The organism is Scytonema hofmannii PCC 7110, assembly GCF_000346485.2.
In the GTDB taxonomy this organism is placed as follows: domain Bacteria; phylum Cyanobacteriota; class Cyanobacteriia; order Cyanobacteriales; family Nostocaceae; genus Scytonema; species Scytonema hofmannii.
Genome location: NZ_KQ976354.1, coordinates 5,393,992 through 5,416,232, shown reverse-complemented (window position 1 = coordinate 5,416,232; position 22,241 = coordinate 5,393,992). Strand labels below are relative to the sequence as shown.

Genomic DNA, 22,241 nt, shown 5'->3' with positions numbered 1-22,241 from the left:
AGACTTTGACTAATTTATCTGCATATCGCCTACCTTGTTTTGCATCACGTGCGATTTGCTGAAATTCCTTATCTAGAAATTCGTGGGGACGTTCCCAGTTAATTAATACTGCTATTTCTGGAAAGAAAAATTGCATGGCTTGGGGAAAGTATGCTTCTAAAATTTCTTTCCACGGTGAATCATTATCGGCTCTTTCAGGTTTGGCGGTCATAATTCAATTGCTATACAGAACATATATTCTAATAAAAAGTTCTCAGAAATTGTAATTTTAACTGGCATTTCCACAGGAAGCATTTTTGGTCAGTACGGGCGGGGACGCTCATACCAGAAGAGCTACAATCTTTTCAAGAATCACAAGAGTAAGAATCACAAGAGTCTCAAGAATCACAAAAGACCAAAAGAAAATTTGAAACTTTGTTTTCCGGTTAGTCCGCGAAGGCGGACTTTGTTTGTATAGCCGCGAATTCTATTCGCCTCAATTATTTTATCTCCAGAGTACTAGGAGAAGGTAAAGCCATAAGATTCACATTCAGTTTGTCTGCGCGAGACAGCTTTTGCAAAGTGGGTAATAAGTCAGCTATGTTCATCTGAATCTAAAGGATTGCGATCGCTTCCTCTCATGTTCTCACAGTTCTTGACAATCTGCTGCTACATGAAGTGGAACCTTCCAAAAGCTTACCTTACGCTGTTTGATTGGCTTCCAACCAGTTCAGTAAGTCCTCAATAGCTGTAAAATCTAACAAAGCTTCGCCAAGTGCTTCTAATTGGTTTGTTGAAAGGGTTTCAATGCTTTCTATCACCGATTGTGGTAACTCTCCTACCCGTCTTTGTAGTAGCCGTAAGATAATTAACTGTTCGCCTTCGAGCTTTCCTTCGAGCTTTCCTTCGAGCTTTCCTTCAAGCTTTCCTTCCACCTTTCCTTCCACCTTTCCCCGTTCATAACCAATGCGCTCACCTGTGGTAATATAACTCATACTCCGCTCCTGTTCAAATTGCTTAAATTCTTCCCACAACTCTGCTTCTAATCCTTTTGGTAATATCATAACCCAATCAATAAATCGATATAAGTTACGAATATCGCTTTCTTTCAATCCTAAGTCATACAATCGTCGCATCAAGCTAAATTTCCCACTTTTCCGTTCTCGAGGTTTTTTATTTGTCTGTTGTGTCTTTAAATGTGCCATGACCACTGTTGCAAATGGGTTGTCGCTGGCTTCTAATTCTGTCCAACGGTTTTGGTAATCCAGAAGCTTGACGATTCCAAATTCAAAGTTTAGCTTGGTCTTGGGGTAGCTGTAACTATATTGGTTTGGTCGCCATGAGGGGTCGGAATCGCACAAAATCGCCAAACTGATGGCTGGTTGCGCAAATTTGTCAAAAATCCGCAAATTGTAAGAAAACATCCTTTGTGCAAAGTCGTCTTCCGATTTGGCTTGGACTTCTACGTGTATCAGCAACCACATTTCTTCTCCTTGAAGTTGCCAAACTTTGACTAATTTATCTACATATCGCCTACCTTGTTTTGCATCACGTGCGATTTGCTGAAATTCCTTATCTAGAAATTCGTGGGGACGTTCCCAGTTAATTAATACTGCTATTTCTGGAAAGAAAAATTGCATGGCTTGGGGAAAGTATGCTTCTAAAATTTCTTTCCACGGTGAATCATTATCGGCTCTTTTTCTTTTTGAGGTCATAATTCAATTGCTATACAGAACATCTATTCTAATAAAAAGTTCTCAGAAATTGTAATTTTAACTGGCATTTCCACAGGAAGCATTTTTGGTCAGTACGGGCGGGGACGCTCATACCACAAGAGCTACAATCTTTTCAAGAATCACAAGAGTCTCAAGAATCACAAAAGACCAAAAGAAAATTTGAAACTTTGTTTTCCGGTTAGTCCGCGAAGGCGGACTTTGTTTATATAGCCGCGAATTCTATTCGCCTCAATTATTTTATCTCCAGAGTACTAGGAGAGGGTAAGGCCATAAGATTCACAAGAGTACGGTGTGGTTCTAGACTTAGGACACTCCTGTAAAGAAAACTGGTATTTGTCCGTCTACAACGTTGTCCATTTGAACCGCAACCATACCCTCATCAAAAGCCCTTTGAAAAAGACTTTGACTCTTTAAACTCTCATACCCCAAACCATCATAAAACCCCTGAGCAAACACAATTGCTGCTCGATCTTCAATGGGCTGATTCATGCCAATAGTATAGTTAATATACTGACTAATCGCCCCTGCTGCTTTTTCTGAATAACAAGCATTGAGTAGTACACAGTTTACATATTCTGCGTGTAATTTAAACAATGCAGCCAACCCTTCTGCTGGTACGAGTTTGTGGTTCCCGCCATCATCCTCTAGCACCAAACTCCCATCCTCTGTCCCATGACCGCAAAAATGAACAATTTGAGGGCGTATTTCCGCGATCGCCCTGCGAATATCCTGAGGACGCACAGCAGTTCTGGTCTCCACTTCAAATAAATCTCGTTTTACCGCTCGTTCAATCGCTGCTCTAATTTCCCGAATCTCTTTATCTAACGGTAAATTATCAGGTTGCGGAATAGCTGCTAAAATCAATATTTTTTGATTTTTTCTTTGCGTTTCCGACTTGACTGGGGTAGGTAAAACTGGTTGCAGTTGCTGCTCAATTTCGTCTATGCGATCGCTCAACTCTTGAAGTTCCCGTTCCTCTTCTTGAATTTGCTGTTCGTACTGAAACTTACGTGATGGATCTGTTTCTACAATCAAAGCCTTTCGTATTCTTTCGATTTTCTCACTTTGAAGTTCGTGCAGTTTTTCGAGAGAATTTTTTTCTTGTGACCATCGACGCTTTTGATACTCTGTTACCATATCACTCATCCTTCCACAAAGCAATACCGCCCAATAACCCAGTCACATTTGGAATTATCTTCACATTTAGTGGCAACTCAATACTGACCTTATTTGCTTCCCCTCCACCAATATACAGGTAATCGTAGTTGAAGAGATGTTCCAAAGATGCGATCGCTCTTTGTAAACGCCTGTTCCATTTTTCCTTACCAATCTTTTCCAAAGTAGCGCGTCTCAATTGTTCTTCGTAAGTTTCCGCTTTGCGAAACGGATGGTGTCCCATTTCCAAATTCGGCACCAGTTTGCCATTCACAAACAAAGCAGAACCAAAACCCGTACCCAGTGTAACCACCAATTCCACACCTTTCCCAGAAATTGCCCCCAGCCCTTGCATATCCGCATCATTTATGACACGCACGGGTTGATGTAAACGTTTTGACAATGCTGTTGCCAAATCAAACCCAACCCACTCAGGAGTTAAATTCACTGCTGTTCCTATGATACCACCGCGCACAACACCGGGAAAACCTACCGAAACGCGATGATATTCTCCTTGAGTCGCCGCTAACCCTGCGATCACATTAATCACAGTCTCTGGTGTAGCAGGTTGGGGTGTTTCTGTTCGCGCCCTTTCCGTTAAGGGATTGCCTTTAATATCCAGAACCATTACCTTAACGCCGCTACCACCAATATCAACCGATAAGGTACGGATAGCTCCATCTTTTAGAACCATTGTTTTTTCTCGCCACCTTTTATGTATTAATTTTCTCAGAGATTGTAGTAAGAAATATGCACGGATTCATTCCTCCATCACGCTTTTTTCCATACTTGACTTGGACGGATGTTCAAGCGATGCCAAACAAGGAAAATGTTGTCTTAATCCAACCAGTAGGAGCAATAGAACAACACGGTCCCCATTTACCACTTATTGTTGATGCGGCAATTGGTGTAGCGGTTTTAGGAAAAGCTTTGGAAAAACTCGACACCAACATCCCCGCATATGCCCTGCCAAATCTTTACTACGGGAAATCAAACGAGCATTGGCATTTCCCCGGTACAATTACCCTAAGTGCTGAAACTTTACTGAAAACTTTAACAGAAGTGGGAGAAAGTGTCTACCGTGCTGGGTTTAGAAAATTGGTGTTGATGAACTCTCACGGAGGTCAACCCCAGGTAATGGATATTGTAGCACGGGATTTACACGTTAAATACAGCGATTTTTTCGTGTTTCCACTGTTCACCTGGCGAGTTCCCCATATGACTGGAGACTTACTCACTCCTAAAGAGAGAAAATTAGGAATTCATGCAGGAGATGCTGAAACGAGTATTATGCTGGCAATTTTACCCGAACAAGTTAAAATGGATGCTGCGGTTGTAGAATATCCTCCAGAACAGCCGGAAGGCAGTTTGTTAAGCATTGAAGGTAAGTTATCCTTTGCTTGGACAACAAGGGATTTGAGTAAAAGTGGGACGATTGGTGACCCCACAGTCGCAACAAAAGATAAGGGCGATCGCATTCTTGAATCTGTATCTGATGGTTGGGTACAAGTCATTCAAGATATCTTTGCGTTTAAACAGTGACCAGTGACCAGTGACCAGTGACCAGTGACCAGTGACCAGTGACCAGTGACCAGTGAGGTTTGTTACCTTGGGCAGAAAGACCAAAACCTCTGAAGAAAGGAATTGTGGCAAGGATTCCTCCCGTGTAGGTAAGGATGAAGGATAAAGTATGAAGGATGAAACATCGTAAATTTTATCCTTCATCTTTTTAACGAATCAGGTATAATTGTTAACGAAGTCAGGTATAAGTTAGAACGAGCATGATAGTGTGGCGAAAAATGATCTCTAATGTAATTAACCACAGCGATCGCACAGCCACGAAACTTGATATGCATAAAGGTTGGAAAAAGTTGTTTGGAGAGGCAAGAACTCAAATCCTTCTCTGGTATGTATTAATTATAACTTTTATCTTGGTGGTTTCTATTCCTACCTTCCGTCTACTTTTGTATGCCCATGTAGACAAACGAGTTCGGGGCGAGCTCAGGGAAAAAATTGAAATATTTGAGACAACAATTAACAGAAACCCCACAGATGAACAAATAGAAGCAGAGAATGAAGATGATGAGGAAGAGGACTCTCAGGTAAACAACTTGGGTCAGGAGTCCCTCAAAAGTCCATCCTCCCCACAGGAACTCAAAGATTTCTTCAGTACCTTTTTGTTTCGTCAACTGACGGAGGATGAGTCTTACCTAATCGCATTTGTGGACGGAAAATTTTATAAATCTAGCCCAAGAGGACGACCACAACCAATACTTGCTAGAAATTCTCAGTTAATGCAGCGTTGGGCAAAATTGACTAAACCAGAACAAGGCGAATACCAAGTTTCAGATAGCTCCATTGACAGTATTATTTACATGGCAGAACCCGTCAAAATCAATGGCAAAATTCTTGGGGTATTTGTGGTAGCTCATACAACAGCTGGTGAACGTCAAGAAGTGTTAGAAGCTGTCACAGTGATCATTCAAGTCAGTAGTTTTGTTATGGCGATCGCTCTAGTACTAGCTTGGATCGCCTCTGGACGAGTATTGGCTCCTCTACGCTTATTGATAGCAACTACACGCTCTATTGGTGAATCTGACTTGCAAAAACGGATTTCAGTTCAGGGAGGGGGTGAAATAGCAGAGCTAGCGACCACTTTTAACGAAATGATGGGCAGACTGCAAGCATCATTCATAACTCAGCAAAATTTCATCAATGATGCGGGACATGAATTGCGAACACCTATTACCATCATCCAGGGCCATTTAGAATTAATGGAAAATGACCCACAAGATATACACGAAACTCGAACACTGGTACTAGACGAGTTGGATCGCATGAGCCGATTTGTAGAAGACCTAATTTTACTCGCAAGAGCAGAACGACCAGATTTTTTACAGCTTGCAAGGGTAGATGTAAAATCCCTCACTGAAGAGTTGTTTGCTAAGGCAAAAGCTCTGGGAAATCGCACTTGGATTTTAGATCTAACCGCTCCTGGTCAAATTATCGCAGACCGTCAGCGCATAACTCAGGCAGTTATGAATCTGGCACAAAATGCCGTGCAATTTACAAAAGAAGCTGATATCATAGCTATCGGCTCAGCTATCAGAAGAAACCAAATTCATTTTTGGGTTCGAGATACAGGGGAAGGAATTGCTTTAACCGACCAGCAACGCATCTTTGAACGCTTTGCCCGTGCAGCAAACAGTCGTCGTCGTTCTGAAGGAGCAGGTTTGGGGTTGTCCATTGTTAAGGCAATTGCCGAAGCTCATTGTGGTGAAGTGAGACTTCAAAGTCAGCCAGGGAAAGGATCGACTTTTACAATTGTTTTACCTATAAAAGAAACTTATGAATTATGAAAAAATCAGCATTTAACAGGGGCAAAACTTACGCACTCACATGAAAGAAATCGTGTTTCCGGGCAAAGATTCATGGCTGAAAGGACTATTTTTCGTAAAAGTTACCTGGGTTCTGCATAATTCTTAATGGGGTAAACAGCCAACAGTCAACGTCCAACATCCAACATTTAGCGTTCAGCATTCATAATTTATCAATGTTTATGGCCCAAATTCTTATTGCTGAAGATGAACCTCGCATTGCCTCCTTTATTGAAAAAGGACTAAGGGCAAATGGTTTTGTACCTTCTATTGCAACGGATTCTAAAGAAACTTTGCAAATGGTTTTGGGCAATAATTATGATTTGCTGATTCTCGATTTGGGGCTTCCCGGACAAGATGGTTTAGAGATTTTAGAACAAATTAGGGGACAGGGCGAACAATTGCCCATCATTATACTTACGGCTCGTGATGATATTGGTGACAAAATAGCAGGCTTGGAAGGCGGTGCGGATGACTACATGACTAAGCCCTTCCGTTTTGAAGAACTTTTGGCACGGGTGCGATTGAGGTTGCGAAACCGTCAAATGCTTCAAAATTCGGAGGAGACGGTTCTTCAAGTTGGGGATGTAATTTTAGATTTGAAAACGCGCAAAGCACAAGTGGGCGATCGCATTATCGAACTGGCAACCCGTGAGTTTATACTAGCAGAGACTTTTTTCCGTCACCCCGGACAAGTCTTAAGTAGAGAACAACTTTTAGATCGGGTTTGGGGTTACGACTATGACCCTGGATCTAATATTGTTGATGTTTATGTTGGCTATTTACGTAAAAAACTGGGTAGTGAATTGATTGAGACAGTTAGAGGGATGGGTTACCGTCTGCGCTAACCAATAGATCAGTCATAATTGGTACTTGTTTTTTATTTGGATTCTTTATCATTTGCGATCGCATAGTTATGAATCAAATTTTGATTGTAGAAGATGAAGCCCGCCTTGCCGCTTTTGTAGAAAAAGGGCTAAAAAAAAATGGTTTTAATACTGTCATTGCAGAAGATGGAGAGCAGGCAATATCTCTAGCTCAAAGTAGTAGTTTTGACTTAATGCTTCTGGATTTGAATCTGCCAGTTAAAGATGGTTGGACGGTATTGCAAGAACTGCGAAATAAGGGTAAAGAGTTACCAATTATCATTCTAACAGCCATGGTTGATGAGGGAAATAAAACAGCGGTTTTGAAAGCTGGTGCAAATGACTACATCACTAAGCCCTTTAGCTTTCAAGATTTGTTGGCAAGAATACGTACTCAACTGAGTTAAGAAAATCATAAAATATAGGAGAAAAAACTCAGTAGTGGGCATTGCCCACCACATAAAGCTTGTGTGCGGCAAAGCCCTACCTACCTACGTATATTTCAAAAATCAAATAAGATTTCTATATGTAGTGTTATGAATACTTAGCAGTGTGTCCGTTATTAGGCAGCCCTTTGTATGAAAGAACTCTCATAAAAATTTCATAAACAACTTACGCTACATTGTCACTCTTATAAATGGATAACGAATTTTGTTGTCATTTTATACTAATTTGAGGAGTGACACTATGTATATTTGCGTTATTGGTAGTGAGTACGTTAATTTCCTTACAGGAGCTTGTTTTGCACAGAGCGATCGCGTTGGTATTGCTTGCTCAGGTGCTGTTCCAGAGGTAATGTACACACCCACATTGTTAAAACTCTTACTATCAAAAGTTTTTAAGGAGTCACTAGTTATTAGTTAGTGGTTAAAAGTTTTTTTGAAAAATCAACAACTAACAAGCACAACAAGATATCTTAAGGACATCAAACCATGAAATTGCTAGTTTACTCCCATGATGCTTTCGGTTTAGGCAATATTCGCAGAATGGTTGCGATTTGCGAATACCTACTGAGCGAGATAGAAAACCTCTCAATTCTGCTGATATCCGGTTCACCCATGCTTCATGGATTTCGGCTACCAAAAGGGCTTGACTATATCAAACTTCCCTGCTTGAATCGTGGGAAAACAGGCAATGTAACAGTTAAGTATTTGGGTTGTGATGTCGATGAAACAGTAAAGTTACGGTCAGATTTAATATTATCAGTCGTTGCAAATTACCAACCAGATTTATTTTTAATAGATAAAAAGCCTTACGGGCTAAAAAATGAGTTGACAGCAACTTTAGAATATTTACAAACTACACTCTCGAAAACAAAACTTGTCTTGCTGCTGCGAGATATTTTAGATAGCCCGGAAACGACTACCGCAGATTGGCAAAAGAACAGCTATTATGATGCAATTGAGGAGTTTTACGATCTTGTCCTAGTGGTAGGAACACCAAAAGTTTTTAACGCTGTTGAAGAATATCAATTTCCGCTCGGGGTAGCTCATAAAGTACGTTATTGTGGTTACATTCGCCGTCAACCCGGACTGACAAGCCGGACTTGGATAAGACAAAACTTACAAGTGCTACCTCAAGAAAAACTGGTTTTAGTAACTCCTGGTGGAGGAGAAGATGGCTATTACTTGGTTAAGACTTATCTTTCTGGGTTAGATTTGATGCCAGCACAACACAACGTGAAAAGTTTAGTGATTTGTGGTCCGGAGATGCCAGAAGAGGAAAAAAGAGAGCTATACCAGATGGCAAAAAAGTATCCACAAGTTCAAATTAAGGAATTTACAGATGATTTGATAAGCTACATTGGTGCAGCAGATGCGATCGTATCAATGAGTGGCTACAATACTATTTGTGAAATCCTGTCTCTAAAAAAATCTGCTGTCATTGTACCCCGGATTAAGCCATCTCGGGAACAGATAATACGTGCAGAACGATTGGCTGACTTGGGTTTAGTTAAAACTCTTCATCCGGACAATCTCAACCCACAAGTTTTGATGACAGAAGTTTTGAATCAGCTAAATCAGCAGCATTTAACTCCTGCTTTTGACTTAGATATGAATGCTTTGCCTCGCATTACTCACTATATTTCTATGCTTCTACGTCCAAGGGTGAAGGAAGTAAATTTAGAGAAATTGTTAGTTGTTAGTTGTTAGTTGTTCGTAGCCATCGGTCACTGGTCACTGGTCACTGGTCACCGATCGCTGGTCACTGGTCACTGAAAGGAGATATTCATGAAAAAAATTCTGTTTTACTGTCAGTATCTAACAGGCATGGGACATCTTGTTCGCAGTATGGAAATAGTGCGGAGCTTAATCAAGGACTTTAAAGTCTATTTTATCAATGGTGGGCCTCATGTGGAAGGGTTTAAAATTCCTGCTGGTGTGGAAGTGATAAATCTTCCGGCTCTTTGGTTGGAGGACGGAAAATTTCAAGTAACGGATGGTGCTCAAAGTGTTGAAGAGGTTAAAGACATTAGAAAAAATCAATTGATAGATGTATGCGATCGCATTCAGCCTGATTGTTTAATTACAGAGTTTTTCCCTTTTGGCAGGCACAAGCTATTCTTTGAGTTGCTTCCTCTGTTAGAATACGTAGACACCAAGTTACCTAATACAAAGATTGTCTGTAGTCTTAGAGATGTTATCGGTAGGGAAACTCTTTCTGATGAAGCAGACATTATCTGTCAACTGATAAACCAGTATTTTGATTTGATTTTGTTTCACTCTGACCCCCATTTCCTCACATTTGAAGCTAGTTTTCCTAGATATCAAGACCTCAAATGTCAAATTGAATACACTGGATTTGTATCACAATCTTCATTGGAAAATGTCACCCCATTTGATAGTTCTTTCGCAAAGATAGATAAAAAATCGCCGCTTATCCTAGTGAGTGTCGGTGGCGGAAGATTGGGATATGAATTGTTAGAGTCAGTAATAGATGCTAGCAAAATTTTAGAAAATCAAATTCCCCATCAGATTCAGATATTTACCGGACCTTTTATGCCTGATGAAGAATTTGTCAAGCTAGAAGAAGCAGCATTGAATAGAGGCAATGTTAACCTCCAAAGATATACGCCTCAATTACTGAACTATATGGAAAGGGCTGACCTTTCTATCAGCTTGACTGGATACAACACGACCATGAATATTCTCAGAACTGGTGTTCGTGCTATTGTAGTTCCTATAGGACATTACGACCAAGATATGGAGCAGTTGGTCAGAACTAGAAAGCTAGAGCAACTGGGAATTGTAGAAGTTATTCATCCCAACAATTTAGAACCTGCTTATCTTGCTCAAAGAATTATTGCTTGTCTTGATAAAGAACCAGTTAAGAATACTTCTCTTATTTTTGACCTAGAAGGTGCTCAGAAAAGTAGCACTTTTCTTAAAGAATATATCGAGAGCAGAGTGAATGTAACTTATGCTGCATAACGCATCAATACAGCAGTTAAAAAAGGAGCAAAAAACCCGGTTCCTCTCCCTTGCAAAGCTTGATATCTCCTATGCTCAACGATAAAGTTACCGGGTTTTTGGTATTACTGTAGCTATGCTTTAGAGGGATGTTCTACCGCATATTTATTACAAAAACACGGAGAAACAGTGAATGGATCGTCACTCTAATGAAAAAGAATTGAAAGTCGTTTTACCAGGAATTCGGCGAGTATGGTATAAGTTATCGCCGTATGCTCAGAAGCGGAAAATGCTGATTGGGGCTTCTTTCTTTGCATTACTACTTGAAACTGGATTCCGCTTATTAGAACCTTGGCCTTTAAAGTACATTTTTGACCACATTCTTGTATCTACCCATAACAACTCTTCAGGTATTCTCATCGACACTGGTCTTCCACCATTAGTACTGCTTTCATTGTTAGCCTTGTCCGTAGTTTTTATCTCCGGATTGTCTAGCATAGCAGCTTACTTGAGTACTTATGGTATGTCTTTAGCTATTGTTCAGATCTTGTCAGAAGTACGCGGCGATCTTTTTAGTCATTTGCAACGTCTTTCTCTGTCTTTTCACCAAAAATTCAAAAGCGGTGACTTAATAACTCGCGTAACAACTGATATTGAAAAGATGCGGATTGTTATTGTCAAAGCTGTCTTACCTTTAGTGACGAATATTGTCACACTTATTGGTATGTTGACAGTGATGTTCTGGCTGAATTGGGAACTAGCACTTGTGGCATTCACTATTTTTCCCTTGTTTCTTGTATTGACAGGTCAGATCGTTAGCCGCATCCGCAAATTTGCCGGCAAGCATCGCAATTCTGAAGGTATTTTGGCTTCAACAACGGGTGAAACAATTGGTGCTATCAAGGTGGTGCAGGTACTTTCGCTTCACAGCTTGCTAGAAGGCATCTTTTCAAAGCAAAACAGAAAAAGTTTAGATGAAGTGACTGAATCTTTAAGATTGTCAGCAGCACTCGAACGGACAGTACAGGTATTAATGGCAATTATCATTGCTGTGGTTTTATGGAAAGGTTCGCACGCAGTTTTACAAAAGTCACTGACTCCTGGTGAGTTGCTAGTCTTTATGACTTACCTCAAAAATGCGTTTGAACCAATGCGAAAACTCTCCAACCAAGTGGGACAAATTGCTAAAGCGACTGCTTCTGGCGAGCGAGTTGTGGAACTGTTGGACTATGAACCAAGTGTGAGAGATTTGCCCGGTGCAACAAAAGCTCATCCTTTTTTTGGAACAGTGCGGTTTGAGAATGTGACTTTTGCTTACACGCCAAATAGAATTATCCTGAAAAATATTAACTTTGTCGTGCAATCAGGTCAACAAGTAGCGGTTGTTGGTCCATCAGGAAGCGGTAAATCAACTCTCCTTAGCTTGATTCTTCGCCTTTACGATCCTGTGGAAGGTCGAATTTTAATTGACGGACAGGATATACGCGAGTACACTTTGGACTCTCTTCGACAGCAAGTGAGTACTGTGATGCAAGAAAGTATTTTGTTTGCTGTCAGCGTGCGGGAAAATATTGCTTACGGAAAATTAGAAGCAACTCATCAAGAGATAGAAAAAGCTGCTCGTCTGGCTAATGCTCACGATTTTATTATAAATTTGCCCCAAGGTTATGACACAATATTGGGTGAACGGGGGGCGACTCTATCAGGAGGGCAGAGGCAACGGATTGCGATCGCACGTGCTGCTATCCGTCAAGCGCCAATAGTTATCCTTGATGAACCAACAACAGGGTTGGATAATGCTAGCGAACGTGCGGTCAGTAAGGCATTGGAGAGATTGACTCAAGAACGGACAACGTTTTTGATCTCTCACAATCTTAGAGCAGTAAAACACGCAGATTTGATTCTCTATGTTGAGAGTGGAAGTCTTTTAGAGTACGGCACTCATAGCGAACTCATGAAGTTGGGCGATCGATATGCAAGTTTGTATAGATTGCAAAATATTACCAACAATGGCAGTTTCCGTAAAGGAGGGACTTATGCCCTTGAAGCCTGAGCAACACCAAGGAACTCGCGTAGTTCTCGTTCGTCACGGACAAAGTACTTACAATGCTCTTGGTCTTTATCAAGGCTGTAGTGATGAATCAATTCTGACAGAGAAAGGGTGCAGTGCTGCTAGCAAGACTGGGGCTTACTTGAAGGGGTTAGCGTTTGATGCCATTTATTGCAGTCCTTTAAAACGAGCGCAGCAAACAGCTGGGGAAATATTGGAGGCTATGTCTCCCACTGTTGACCCAAATACAATCCATATAACTACCCTGTTGAAAGAAACCGATCTACCAATTTGGCAAGGCTTGGCATTCCAATACGTGCGCGAAAAATTTGCGAATGAATACCGCACTTGGAAACAACACCCTCATGAATTCTGTATGGAACTTCCCCATTCCCCTCCTTCGTATTTTTACCCGGCTTTAGATCTGTACAAACGAGTGCGACAATTTTGGCAGGAGGTGTTACCCCGCCACAGGGGTCAGACTTTGTTGGTTGTTGCTCACGGAGGTACTAACCGCGCCTTAATTCATACTGCAATTGGTGTAACTCCCGAACACTATCATTGCATTGAGCAGTCTAATTGTGGTATCAGTATATTGGAATTTCCTGATGGTTCTTTAGAGTCAGGTCAATTGATGGGAGTTAATAGTACCTCCAACTTAGAGGAAAGTTTACCCAATCTCCAAGAAAGCAATCAAGGTTTGCGCCTAATACTTTTGTCATCACAATCAACTTCTGAAAAGCAGATTCAGCAGAGCGTTCAGATGTTGGAAAAGATAGGTATCGATTTTAGACTGAATGCAGATATTCACGAATATCAAGCAATAGTATCCGTTAGAGCAAATTCCGAGCAGTTATCAACTGGGCTTGTTTTAGGTGGCGATCGCATCATCAAAGACTTTATCAATCAAGCACTGAGCCTCAATCCAGAGCAACTTTGGCGATTGCAACTCTATCCAGAGACCATTAGTATTCTCTATTATCCCGAACCTCAGGGCGTTCCCATACTTCAAGCCATGAATGTTTCGGTCACTGACAAAGATTTACTTTTCAAGTTGCTGGACAACAAAAGTTATATTCCTGCTCCCTTCTAACTCTAATTCGTTCCAGTTTGGATTCATCAAATGAAAATTGCATTTTTAGTTTGGCGGTTTCCTGTTTTATCAGAAGCCTTCATTTTAAACCAAATCACCGGTCTCATAGATCGCGGACACGAAGTTCACATCCATGCTCTCAACGGTCCTCCTGCAAATCTTTCTAAAGTACATCCTGTTATAGAAGAATATCACCTGTTAGAACGCACTTATTACCCCCCTACTAGACCAGATAATTATTTATGGCGTGTTCTCAAAGCCATTGGATTATTGTTAGCAAATTTGGATAAAGGTTCTTTGTCCTGCTTGCAATTGCTGAACTTATTTAAATACGGTCAGCAAGTGACATCATTAAAGTGGTTTTATAGAGCAATACCGCTATTAAAAGACAGAACCTACGATATAATTCACTGTCAGTTTGGCACCTTAGGACCTATGGGTTTGGTGTTTCGGGAAACGGGTCTACTTCAAGGCAAATTGGTAACAACATTTCGTGGAATAGATATTAGTAGCTATGTTCAAGAACAAGGCGATCTCGTTTACGAACAACTCTTCCAAGAAGGAGACTTTTTCCTCGCCAACTGTGAATTTTTCCGCAATCGTGCGATCGTCCTAGGTTGCAAGCCCCAAAAAATAGTTGTCCACGGTTCGGGAATTGATTGTAGTAAATTTGCCTTCACCCCACGCTATTTACCAAGCGATAAAAGAGTACGAATAGCAACAACAGGTCGCCTAGTAGAAAAAAAAGGGATAGAGTATGCTATTCGTGCCATTGCCAAACTAGCTTGCCATCACCAAAACATAGAGTACAATATTATCGGTGATGGACCTTTAAAAGAAGATTTTCAGAAGTTAATTGCAGAACTCAATATCAGCCACATTGTCAAACTCTTAGGTTGGAAACAGCAGCAAGAAATTATTGAGATTCTCGACAACTCCCATATTTTTATAGCTCCCAGCATCACTGCAGCAGATGGAAACCAGGATGCACCCGTTAACACTTTAAAAGAAGCAATGGCAATGGGATTACCCGTGATTAGTACTTTTCACGGTGGAATTCCCGAATTAGTACAAGATGGAATTTCCGGATTTCTCGTTCCAGAGAGAGACACCAACGCCATAGCCGAGAAATTAAGCCATCTTATTTCACATCCAGAAATTTGGGAACAAATGGGTCGTGCTGGTCGGGCGCGAGTCCAAGAAAAATATGACATGAACAAACTGAACAATGAATTAGTTGAAATCTATCAACAACTACTCCATGCAGAATCAATCAAGCAATCTTTATTAAAGCAACCCTTCACTCTAACCCATGTTTAAAAAATCTACCCTGATACCAAAAATCTAACAGATAGTTAGTTGCAACTAAGCTTAGGTAAAGCTTTTTCAATCCAAAATCCAAAATCCAAAATCTAAAATCGTAATTTATGAAACCATCAACCACAGAACAACCCCTAGTCACCATCGTCGTTGTCCCCCGCGAACGTTTTAGCTGTACTCAAGAATCGCTAGAAAGTATTTACCAACATACAGACATTCCCTTCAAGTTAATTTATGTTGATGGGAATTCACCCGCTAAAGTTCGGTCTTATCTTGAAACCCAAGCACAAGAAAAGCAATTCCAAATTATTCGGACAGATTACTACCTTTCACCCAATCATGCTCGAAACATTGGTTTGAGCCAAGTCAACACCAAATACTTAGTATTTGCTGATAACGACATTATAGTGTCGCCGGGTTGGCTGCAAGCCCTAGTGAATTGTGCTGAAGAAACAGGGGCTACAGTCGTTGGTCCTTTAATGTGCGAAAAAGAACCAGTACACGAAATGGTTCACTTTGCAGGTGGAGAGTGTCGCATTATTACCGACATCAAAGGGAGACGACATCTGCGTGAAAAGATGTACAAGCAAAAGCAGATGGTAAGAGATGTACATCCCCAACTTCAGCGAACTCAAACAGAGTTAGCAGAGTTTCACTGCGTACTAGTTCGCACAGAGATATTTGAGCGTATTGGTTTTTTAGACGAAGCAATGCTCTGCACCAAAGAGCATCTTGATTTCTGTCTAACCGTAGCTCAAGCAGGAGGAAAAGTTTATTTTGAGCCTGATAGTATTGTCACTTATGTACCCGGTCCTCCACTAGAGTGGACAGATATACATTTTTATATGCTGCGTTGGAGTGATGCGTGGACATTGGAAAGCTTTCAACGCATTCAGGAAAAGTGGAATTTAGTTGAAGACGACGGGTACTTCAAAACCAAGTACAAACAGTTGGGATGGAGGCGCAGAGGGACGATTATCAAACCTTTAACTCGTCGCTTGAGCTTTGGGTTTGAGAACAAGCCTTTGAAAAAAGTTCTCAGTTTCTTGGATACGAGGCTTAACCGCTATTTGACAAACCGCTATGCTCAACTCTTACCTCAAAGAAAGTTACAGCTCACTCCAATACAAAGTCAGAAAGTTTTAACTCCAGAATTATCTAAGGTTTGAGATTTGGTGATTTCATATCTTGCGTTGTCTTAAAGGACGGGCAAAACGTCTTACCTCACAAATCTATCAATCTTTTGTGGGATGGGCATCTTGCCCGTCCTTATTTTGTAGTGAATGTGGTAAGTTCTAGCTGTTTAGCTGCTCATTTTGGAGATCGAGCACCAGAATATCCAACTTTTTCCTTGTTAATTACAAGGGAAAACAAAATCCGGGCTGCACAAGATGCATTGCGTTTTCTTAAGGGAACAACGAAGACAAAACAAGCGATCGCAGTACTTGATGGTTTGGAATTATTGGATGGAGACAAGTTAGATGTCCATCGCTCTAAATATGCGAACTACATTTTGTCCTTACTGAAGCAAAAAGGTTCCGGTCAAGTTCTCAATCGTGCGGAAGTCATTCAAGATATTTCGGGAGTTGAGTACATGGCTCCCAGTCAGTATAGATTAGAACCGGAATGGGTAGTTGTGCTGGCAGCAGCTTTAGTTTACAACGGGGATAGTGCCTTGGCTATTCCTGGGAAAAAATTTGATGCCAATAGTTTGGATAGTTTGGTGACAACTTCTGTTGAAGAACTGGTTAATTTCAAGCACATTGAGCAACCAAAAGATTGGAATTTACCAGCACTCAAAGCACTGTTTGAACTGTTGGGACTAGCACCAGGTATGGCGCAGTTGGTCACTCAAGGTTGAGTTTTTGCGATCGCAAGTTCTGCCAAATCCATTGACAAATGAGTTTATTCATGATATTCAAGAAGTTCTTTCTGGGTTAGTCAAGGTAGTTGTTAAGACACAAGATTTGCAGAAGGTGTTACTAAATGGGGGTTCGCCTTGTACCGTCCAAGAGATGAAAAAACGGTTTGATGATTATCTCAGCGATCTAGCAAAGGGTAAAGATCCAGGTAAGGTTCGGATTGTTGTAGAGTAACAAAAAGTACCAAACAACAAATGAGTTACGATAACGTTTGTAAATATTTAGCCGAACAATACCCAGCAGAATTTGTCCGTTGGCTGCTAGCAATTGAGCCGAGGGAGATCGGCGTACTGAAAACTGAATTGAGTTTAGAACCAATTCGTGCCGATTCTGTGACTTTCCTGCAAACAGCAAACCAAATTTTGCACATTGAATTTCAAACTTTAACGTCATCCAATCCACCGCTTCCGTTCAGAATGCTCGATTACTCAGTGCGATTAAAGCGACAATATCGGTGTCCAGTGATACAAGTCATCGTCTTTTTACAGGAAGAAGATAATGAACTCGTTTTTACAGAGGAATATCGAGATGAGACAACAGTTCACCGTTATCGAGTCATTCGCCTATGGGAACAAGATTCAGCATTATTTCTCACTAACCCAGGATTGCTACCCCTAGCACCTTTAACGCGGACAGATTCACCTCAAGGGTTGTTGGCGCGAGTTGCAGAAAACGTAGATAGAATTTCAGATAGAGAGGAACGACAAAATGTTGCAGGTTGTCTGGAGGTCTTAGCTGGCTTGCGGTTTACTAAGGATGTAATTCGTCAATTTTTATCGGAGGATATGATGCGAGAATCAGTGATTTATCAAGATATTGCAGCCAAGGAAAGAAAACAAGAAGCAATTTTATTAATCATGCGTCAGCTTAATCGGCGTTTTAGTCAACTGGATTCATCATTGGTGGAACAAGTACAGGGATTATCCATTAAGCAATTAGAGGATCTAGCAGAAGCTTTCGTTGATTTCTCGGAAGTGGGGGATTTAGTGACTTGGTTGAATCAACAACAAAGAGAGTAGCACTCGTTTGTTCTACTTTTTCTATCCTTTGCAAATTGTTGCCAATATCGCTCAGATAAGGTAAAAATTCCAAATCGCGTAGGTTGGGTTGAGGAATAAAAACTCAAATTTTTGAGACTTTGTTGTATTTTGCGATCGCTCAATTCAACCTACATCTCTGGATTTTTTAGCTGAATTCAAGTTTTTAGAGCAGTTAATTAAGCAGTTTGTAGGAGAGAAGACTATGCAAGAATCAGTGATTTATCAAGATATCCTTGAAAAGGCAAGAAAACAAGAAGCAATTTTAATAATTATGCGTCTACTTAATAGGCGTTTTAGCCAACTTGATTCATCATTGATGGAACAAGTACAGGAATTATCCACTCGGCAATTAGAGGATTTAGTAGAAGCTTTCGTTGATTTCTCGGAAGTAGGTGATTTAGTGACTTGGTTGAATCAACAACAAAAAGAATAGAAATAGTTTATTCTACTTAATATCAAGAACGAAACATCCAATATATATTGTCATAATAAAAGAACTAAAATAATGGAAGGAAAGCAGTTACTACTTAATCTTGAACTTCAATTCGTGAAATGGTATTACTCTTGCTCAAATCTCAGTAAAATGGGACTAGCACAGCAAATAACACAATGAAAGTGAGTACTTGGTTCTGGAGCGAAGAACATCGCCAAATCTGTAAAATAATCGAAACCCAGAACCTGTGGGGAAATACATTCCACCGTATCTGGCTACCCACCCAAGATACAGTTGTGCGCGTCCGCGCCGAACAACTAAAACCACTTTCAGCAGCAGGTTTAACCACTCCCAATACGGTTCGGATAAGCACGCACCTCAGAAACCCGGTATCTCAAAGATACCGGGTTTCTCTGGTCGCCATTACTGTTAACCGAACCGTATTGTAACCACTCCTGCAAGCATTGCATACATAGCCACAGCAGCCCGTATTGCTGATGCACTCACTCAAGACGTACTCCTAGCCCCAATTGAATCCTCACTCATCCCCTTACCCCATCAAATCAAAGCATTATCCAAAGCAGTTTCCAACAGCAGCATTCGCTACCTCCTAGCTGACGAAGTAGGATTGGGTAAAACCATAAGACGAGTTCTACGATGCTGTGTTGATTGGGGTGTCCTGGAAGACACAACAGAAAAAGGTATTTATCAACCTGCAAAAGTTCAATTCATAGACAACAAAGCGTTAGCCGCATGGTTGATAGAAGCAGCTTTAATCGCCAGTCATTCAGAGATACAAGCCCTAGGTAGAATTAGTCAAACACCTGCATTGTTTCCATTTACTGTTAGTCCGCTCAACATGAGAGATTTAGAAGGTCATAAAAGGTTAGAATTATTTCGCCAAGGACTTGATGAAAATATGGTCATGCTCAGGCGTTAATTTACCGTACTACTTCAACATTAATTCTTAATTACTAACTTTAAAATCATACTAGCAACTGCGATAGCGAAGCGCAAGCTGTACCCAGCTTATAGCCCTTGGCGCAAGCCGTACCCGGCTTATCGCAAATCCTGTAACTTCCAGAACTTAACTTCTAAAAATCTTCATAAAGCTAAAGATATGCTGTTAGAACTAGTATAAGACCATTTTGAGCCAGATCCAACTTTAAGAACCATCTGATAAGGAGTAAAAATTTCCCAATATGGTAAGTCAATATCCTCTTCATCATCTTCATTATTTGGAAGCACAATTAATTTATATTTATTGTTAAAAGTTATACTAAGACCAAGGTTTTGGTAGTTAATTTCTACAGCCGCGATCGCATTGTTTTCGATGGTATCAAGTCGCTGTTTGATGATTTCAGAGTCATCTTCAGATGTAACAATCGCTTCACTTGGAGAATCAACTTGCCATTGAGTTGCTTGCGTACCCAGTATCCATGCTCCTTTTTCCTTTCCTATCATCGATTTTTGTGAATAAGGAATTCTTTCTCCAATATGAAGAGTCAATTCATCTCCATAACTTAAGCTTGCTTTCCAGCATGTTTCTCCAATTAATCCACTTACTATCTGGGTAAGGGGTTCTAAATCGCTTGGTCTAGTTATATTCTTAATTAAATTTGTTGTCATAATTCTATCTTTAACTCAGTTTTTATCTTCCTAAAAATTCACGAGCTTTTCGTCTCAATTCTTCATAGGTAAAATCTCCACATTCATTTTTTGTACCACCACGACCAGATGCTTTCTCTTCTTCCAAAAAATCTCCGAATTCTCTTCTCTCTTCTTCCGTCATATTGAATTCTCTAGCAACAGCATTTACTTGCTGAATATCTTTTTTCTTACTCAACTCATCTCTCATTATGTAAATAAGGATTCTATTATAGCAATTCCCACTTCCGTGAGGTACAGAAAAAATAATTAACCGCAGCCTGTAGCAGACGGACGCAGATGAATTTGTACCTTAGCAGACTGGGAAACGCTATACATAGCAATCCGAAATCGTTTCTAAAAAGGCTAAAGCTGAATTGCACAGCACATAAAACTTAGCCACAGGAGATATTTTGCTAAAAGAGGTTACACAAGTTAACATATTGTTGAAAAGCGTGTATCTCAGCAAAACCCCATGAAAACGGTACTGAATCCCAACAGCCTAGATGTCACTCGGTTGTTTTCCAACTTAGAACTCTACGAAAATAAACTGACCCATCAACAAGGTAGCGTTTTGGGAAGTACAGCGCTGATTGCTGGAACCACGATTGGGGCTGGTATTCTAGCCCTACCTGCAGTGACATTGCCATCTGGAGTCGTACCATCTACAGTTCTACTCATCGGTGTTTGGCTTTATGCTTTGGTTTCAGGGCTTTTAATTGCAGAAGTGGCTTTGAATGCGATGCGTCGTGTAGGGCGTCCGAGTTTAGGGCTGTTGGTAATGGTGGAGAGGACGCTAGGTTCATTAGCAGCAAGAATTGCAGGTGGAGCATATTTGTTCTTACACTATGCCTTACTTGTTGCTTATGTTTCTCAAGGGGGAGATATTTTAGTATCGGCTACAGAAAAACTTTTGGGGCTACATCACGTTTTACCAACTTGGATAGGAACAACAACTTTTACTCTTCTTTTTGGTGGCATTTTGTATCTTGGCAGAGAAAAGTTTATTGAGAAATTAAACAGCGCTTTTGTTGCGATCGTTCTGACTTCATTTGTGGGATTGCTGTTTCTTGGAGTAACGCATATTAATATATCATCATTTTTCTTTCAGGACTGGAAAGCACTACCCCCCGCTGTCTCCGTCATGTTTGTAGCGCTGTTCTACCATAACGTGATTCCTACAATTGTCACCCAGCTTGAAGGAGATGCTCGAAAAATTCGTCAGTCTATCGTTGTTGGTTCTGCTATTCCCCTTATAATGTTCTTGGCTTGGAATGCAGTGATTTTGGGAAGTATCAATGTAGATGCAATTCAAGTTACAGCGAGTGGTAAAACTTTTGACCCACTGCACATTCTACAATCGGGGAGTGCTGGATACTCGCTGGGAATCTTAGTTTCCATTTTTTCTGAGTTTGCGCTCGTGACATCATTTATTGGGTTTGTTTACGGCTTGTTAGACTTTTTCAAAGATATTTTCCCATCAACACCGCAAGGATCTTCTAAACGTTTGCCACTTTACTCCCTGATTCTTGTGCCTCCTATGAGTTTATCAGCACTGAATCCCAATATCTTTCTCGCAGCTTTAGATTATGCCGGAACCTTTAGTATTTCAGTTTTAGGAGGAATTCTCCCTGCATTGATGAGTTGGAAGCAACGTCAAGAACAGGAGGAAGACTTACACAGTAATGTTCAACCCCTTGTTCCTGGTGGTAAGATAACGCTGATTGTAATGATTGGCGTTGCTTTAGTTGTGATAATGGGTACATGAGTAGCAACCAACTTGAGTGAGGTACACATTTATCCGCGTTCGTCTGCGTTCATCTGCGGTTACATAACTTTTTATGTATTATACCTCCAATTGAAAAAATTAAGACAATGTGGGTTGGATTGAGCAAGAAATCCTAACCATTCGATTCAATGTTGGGTTTCGTTCCTCAACCCAACCTACATAATGATGGTTGATGTAAGTCGCTACCGTGAGCAATTATACCGTTGCTATTATAGGCAATGTACTGATGGGCATACTCTTTTAATTGTTCGCGACTGCGGTTCAGCCACTTCAGCATTTCCTGGTTTTCATCTTTAGAGGGTGTAGTATTCATAAGTTTTGCCATATATAAAAACAATAGGAGCGATAAGCTGGGTACAGCTTGCGCTTCGCGAGCGCAGCGCTCCTATACAAATACTACAAATTTCTTTTCAGATCGCGATGA

24 protein-coding genes and 1 pseudogene are annotated in these 22,241 nt (G+C 40.7%); 18 read left to right on the top strand and 7 right to left on the bottom strand.

The features are described from left to right. The 4 genes and pseudogenes from WA1_RS22465 to WA1_RS22450 form a co-directional block, all read right to left on the bottom strand. Positions 1 to 211: pseudogene (locus WA1_RS22465) on the bottom strand (hypothetical protein); the annotation flags it as partial. A gap of 469 nt (positions 212 to 680) precedes the next feature. Continuing rightward, entirely contained in the window at positions 681 to 1,694 is a 1,014-nt protein-coding gene (locus WA1_RS22460; protein ID WP_066612970.1) for a DUF4351 domain-containing protein, read from the bottom strand. A 324-nt stretch (positions 1,695 to 2,018) separates the two neighbouring features. Continuing rightward, positions 2,019 to 2,852, bottom strand: coding sequence for a CHAT domain-containing protein (locus WA1_RS22455; protein ID WP_066612968.1), 834 nt, complete (start codon positions 2,850 to 2,852; stop codon positions 2,019 to 2,021). A gap of 1 nt (position 2,853) precedes the next feature. Next, complete coding sequence (locus tag WA1_RS22450; RefSeq protein ID WP_017744439.1) at positions 2,854 to 3,564, bottom strand: ROK family protein; 711 nt, start codon at positions 3,562 to 3,564, stop codon at positions 2,854 to 2,856. A 56-nt stretch (positions 3,565 to 3,620) separates the two neighbouring features. On the opposite strand from WA1_RS22450, the gene WA1_RS22445 reads away from it, so the two are divergent. The 17 genes from WA1_RS22445 (at position 3,621) to WA1_RS58745 (ending at position 19,321) form a co-directional block, all read left to right on the top strand. Beyond that, complete coding sequence (locus WA1_RS22445; protein ID WP_017744440.1) at positions 3,621 to 4,412, top strand: creatininase family protein; 792 nt, start codon at positions 3,621 to 3,623, stop codon at positions 4,410 to 4,412. A gap of 257 nt (positions 4,413 to 4,669) precedes the next feature. After that, complete coding sequence (locus tag WA1_RS22440; protein WP_033335498.1) at positions 4,670 to 6,229, top strand: sensor histidine kinase; 1,560 nt, start codon at positions 4,670 to 4,672, stop codon at positions 6,227 to 6,229. A gap of 200 nt (positions 6,230 to 6,429) precedes the next feature. After that, on the top strand, positions 6,430 to 7,095 hold the full coding sequence (locus tag WA1_RS22435; RefSeq protein ID WP_017744442.1) for a response regulator transcription factor: 666 nt from the start codon (positions 6,430 to 6,432) through the stop codon (positions 7,093 to 7,095). A 68-nt stretch (positions 7,096 to 7,163) separates the two neighbouring features. After that, a complete protein-coding gene (locus WA1_RS22430; RefSeq protein WP_017744443.1) occupies positions 7,164 to 7,520 on the top strand; it encodes a response regulator transcription factor in 357 nt (118 codons plus the stop codon). Positions 7,521 to 7,800: 280 nt separating this feature from the next. Further along, positions 7,801 to 7,977 carry a hypothetical protein gene (locus WA1_RS57180; RefSeq protein ID WP_017744444.1) on the top strand — a complete coding sequence of 59 codons (177 nt, stop codon included), beginning with the start codon at positions 7,801 to 7,803 and terminating at the stop codon, positions 7,975 to 7,977. Between the two features lie 68 nt (positions 7,978 to 8,045). Next, positions 8,046 to 9,266 carry a glycosyltransferase family protein gene (locus tag WA1_RS22425; protein WP_017744445.1) on the top strand — a complete coding sequence of 407 codons (1,221 nt, stop codon included), beginning with the start codon at positions 8,046 to 8,048 and terminating at the stop codon, positions 9,264 to 9,266. Between the two features lie 78 nt (positions 9,267 to 9,344). Next, positions 9,345 to 10,544 carry a glycosyltransferase family protein gene (locus tag WA1_RS22420; RefSeq protein ID WP_017744446.1) on the top strand — a complete coding sequence of 400 codons (1,200 nt, stop codon included), beginning with the start codon at positions 9,345 to 9,347 and terminating at the stop codon, positions 10,542 to 10,544. A gap of 172 nt (positions 10,545 to 10,716) precedes the next feature. Then, entirely contained in the window at positions 10,717 to 12,576 is a 1,860-nt protein-coding gene (locus tag WA1_RS22415) for an ABC transporter ATP-binding protein (protein ID WP_017744447.1), read from the top strand. Further along, positions 12,560 to 13,666 carry a histidine phosphatase family protein gene (locus WA1_RS22410; RefSeq protein WP_017744448.1) on the top strand — a complete coding sequence of 369 codons (1,107 nt, stop codon included), beginning with the start codon at positions 12,560 to 12,562 and terminating at the stop codon, positions 13,664 to 13,666. The genes WA1_RS22415 and WA1_RS22410 overlap by 17 nt, the downstream gene beginning before the upstream one ends. A 30-nt stretch (positions 13,667 to 13,696) precedes the next feature. Beyond that, positions 13,697 to 14,986 (top strand): colanic acid biosynthesis glycosyltransferase WcaL, encoded by a 1,290-nt coding sequence (locus WA1_RS22405; protein ID WP_017744449.1) that lies wholly within the window; start codon positions 13,697 to 13,699, stop codon positions 14,984 to 14,986. Positions 14,987 to 15,093: 107 nt separating this feature from the next. Then, entirely contained in the window at positions 15,094 to 16,155 is a 1,062-nt protein-coding gene (locus tag WA1_RS22400) for a glycosyltransferase family 2 protein (protein WP_017744450.1), read from the top strand. Continuing rightward, the gene (locus WA1_RS22395) at positions 16,152 to 16,847 is read left to right on the top strand and encodes a DUF6079 domain-containing protein (RefSeq protein WP_026134769.1); all 696 of its coding nucleotides are present in this window, start codon (positions 16,152 to 16,154) and stop codon (positions 16,845 to 16,847) included. Before WA1_RS22400 ends, WA1_RS22395 begins: the two co-directional genes overlap by 4 nt. A gap of 4 nt (positions 16,848 to 16,851) precedes the next feature. Next, complete coding sequence (locus WA1_RS22390; RefSeq protein WP_026134770.1) at positions 16,852 to 17,082, top strand: DUF6079 family protein; 231 nt, start codon at positions 16,852 to 16,854, stop codon at positions 17,080 to 17,082. Positions 17,083 to 17,102: 20 nt separating this feature from the next. Continuing rightward, a complete protein-coding gene (locus WA1_RS22385) occupies positions 17,103 to 17,927 on the top strand; it encodes a DUF4351 domain-containing protein (protein ID WP_017744451.1) in 825 nt (274 codons plus the stop codon). A gap of 223 nt (positions 17,928 to 18,150) precedes the next feature. After that, complete coding sequence (locus WA1_RS22380) at positions 18,151 to 18,381, top strand: DUF4351 domain-containing protein (protein WP_017744452.1); 231 nt, start codon at positions 18,151 to 18,153, stop codon at positions 18,379 to 18,381. 176 nt (positions 18,382 to 18,557) lie between these two features. Next, positions 18,558 to 18,830 (top strand): hypothetical protein, encoded by a 273-nt coding sequence (locus tag WA1_RS22375; RefSeq protein WP_017744453.1) that lies wholly within the window; start codon positions 18,558 to 18,560, stop codon positions 18,828 to 18,830. A gap of 179 nt (positions 18,831 to 19,009) precedes the next feature. Continuing rightward, complete coding sequence (locus WA1_RS58745; protein WP_017744454.1) at positions 19,010 to 19,321, top strand: hypothetical protein; 312 nt, start codon at positions 19,010 to 19,012, stop codon at positions 19,319 to 19,321. Between the two features lie 164 nt (positions 19,322 to 19,485). Here WA1_RS58745 and WA1_RS22365 read toward each other — a convergent pair whose 3' ends face one another. Beyond that, positions 19,486 to 20,010, bottom strand: a complete 525-nt coding sequence (locus tag WA1_RS22365; RefSeq protein ID WP_017744455.1) for a hypothetical protein — start codon at positions 20,008 to 20,010, stop codon at positions 19,486 to 19,488. A gap of 22 nt (positions 20,011 to 20,032) precedes the next feature. Beyond that, entirely contained in the window at positions 20,033 to 20,239 is a 207-nt protein-coding gene (locus WA1_RS22360; protein ID WP_017744456.1) for a hypothetical protein, read from the bottom strand. 264 nt (positions 20,240 to 20,503) lie between these two features. Between WA1_RS22360 and WA1_RS22355 the strand changes: the two genes are divergently transcribed. Continuing rightward, entirely contained in the window at positions 20,504 to 21,796 is a 1,293-nt protein-coding gene (locus tag WA1_RS22355) for an amino acid permease (protein ID WP_017744457.1), read from the top strand. Positions 21,797 to 21,962: 166 nt separating this feature from the next. Here the strand turns inward: WA1_RS22355 and WA1_RS57175 are convergent, their stop codons facing one another. Next, positions 21,963 to 22,130 (bottom strand): DUF5678 domain-containing protein, encoded by a 168-nt coding sequence (locus WA1_RS57175; protein WP_017744458.1) that lies wholly within the window; start codon positions 22,128 to 22,130, stop codon positions 21,963 to 21,965. Positions 22,131 to 22,241: the final 111 nt, after the last annotated feature.

Bases quoted from the DNA above. Each gene is read 5' to 3' on its own strand.
- WA1_RS22460 (WP_066612970.1), bottom strand. From the start codon at position 1,694: ATGACCTCAAAAAGAAAAAGAGCCGATAATGATTCACCGTGGAAAGAA.
- WA1_RS22455 (WP_066612968.1), bottom strand. From the start codon at position 2,852: ATGGTAACAGAGTATCAAAAGCGTCGATGGTCACAAGAAAAAAATTCT.
- WA1_RS22450 (WP_017744439.1), bottom strand. From the start codon at position 3,564: ATGGTTCTAAAAGATGGAGCTATCCGTACCTTATCGGTTGATATTGGT.
- WA1_RS22445 (WP_017744440.1), top strand. From the start codon at position 3,621: ATGCACGGATTCATTCCTCCATCACGCTTTTTTCCATACTTGACTTGG.
- WA1_RS22440 (WP_033335498.1), top strand. From the start codon at position 4,670: ATGATCTCTAATGTAATTAACCACAGCGATCGCACAGCCACGAAACTT.
- WA1_RS22435 (WP_017744442.1), top strand. From the start codon at position 6,430: ATGGCCCAAATTCTTATTGCTGAAGATGAACCTCGCATTGCCTCCTTT.
- WA1_RS22430 (WP_017744443.1), top strand. From the start codon at position 7,164: ATGAATCAAATTTTGATTGTAGAAGATGAAGCCCGCCTTGCCGCTTTT.
- WA1_RS57180 (WP_017744444.1), top strand. From the start codon at position 7,801: ATGTATATTTGCGTTATTGGTAGTGAGTACGTTAATTTCCTTACAGGA.
- WA1_RS22425 (WP_017744445.1), top strand. From the start codon at position 8,046: ATGAAATTGCTAGTTTACTCCCATGATGCTTTCGGTTTAGGCAATATT.
- WA1_RS22420 (WP_017744446.1), top strand. From the start codon at position 9,345: ATGAAAAAAATTCTGTTTTACTGTCAGTATCTAACAGGCATGGGACAT.
- WA1_RS22415 (WP_017744447.1), top strand. From the start codon at position 10,717: ATGGATCGTCACTCTAATGAAAAAGAATTGAAAGTCGTTTTACCAGGA.
- WA1_RS22410 (WP_017744448.1), top strand. From the start codon at position 12,560: ATGCCCTTGAAGCCTGAGCAACACCAAGGAACTCGCGTAGTTCTCGTT.
- WA1_RS22405 (WP_017744449.1), top strand. From the start codon at position 13,697: ATGAAAATTGCATTTTTAGTTTGGCGGTTTCCTGTTTTATCAGAAGCC.
- WA1_RS22400 (WP_017744450.1), top strand. From the start codon at position 15,094: ATGAAACCATCAACCACAGAACAACCCCTAGTCACCATCGTCGTTGTC.
- WA1_RS22385 (WP_017744451.1), top strand. From the start codon at position 17,103: ATGAGTTACGATAACGTTTGTAAATATTTAGCCGAACAATACCCAGCA.
- WA1_RS22380 (WP_017744452.1), top strand. From the start codon at position 18,151: ATGCAAGAATCAGTGATTTATCAAGATATCCTTGAAAAGGCAAGAAAA.
- WA1_RS22375 (WP_017744453.1), top strand. From the start codon at position 18,558: ATGAAAGTGAGTACTTGGTTCTGGAGCGAAGAACATCGCCAAATCTGT.
- WA1_RS22365 (WP_017744455.1), bottom strand. From the start codon at position 20,010: ATGACAACAAATTTAATTAAGAATATAACTAGACCAAGCGATTTAGAA.
- WA1_RS22360 (WP_017744456.1), bottom strand. From the start codon at position 20,239: ATGAGAGATGAGTTGAGTAAGAAAAAAGATATTCAGCAAGTAAATGCT.
- WA1_RS22355 (WP_017744457.1), top strand. From the start codon at position 20,504: ATGAAAACGGTACTGAATCCCAACAGCCTAGATGTCACTCGGTTGTTT.
- WA1_RS57175 (WP_017744458.1), bottom strand. From the start codon at position 22,130: ATGAATACTACACCCTCTAAAGATGAAAACCAGGAAATGCTGAAGTGG.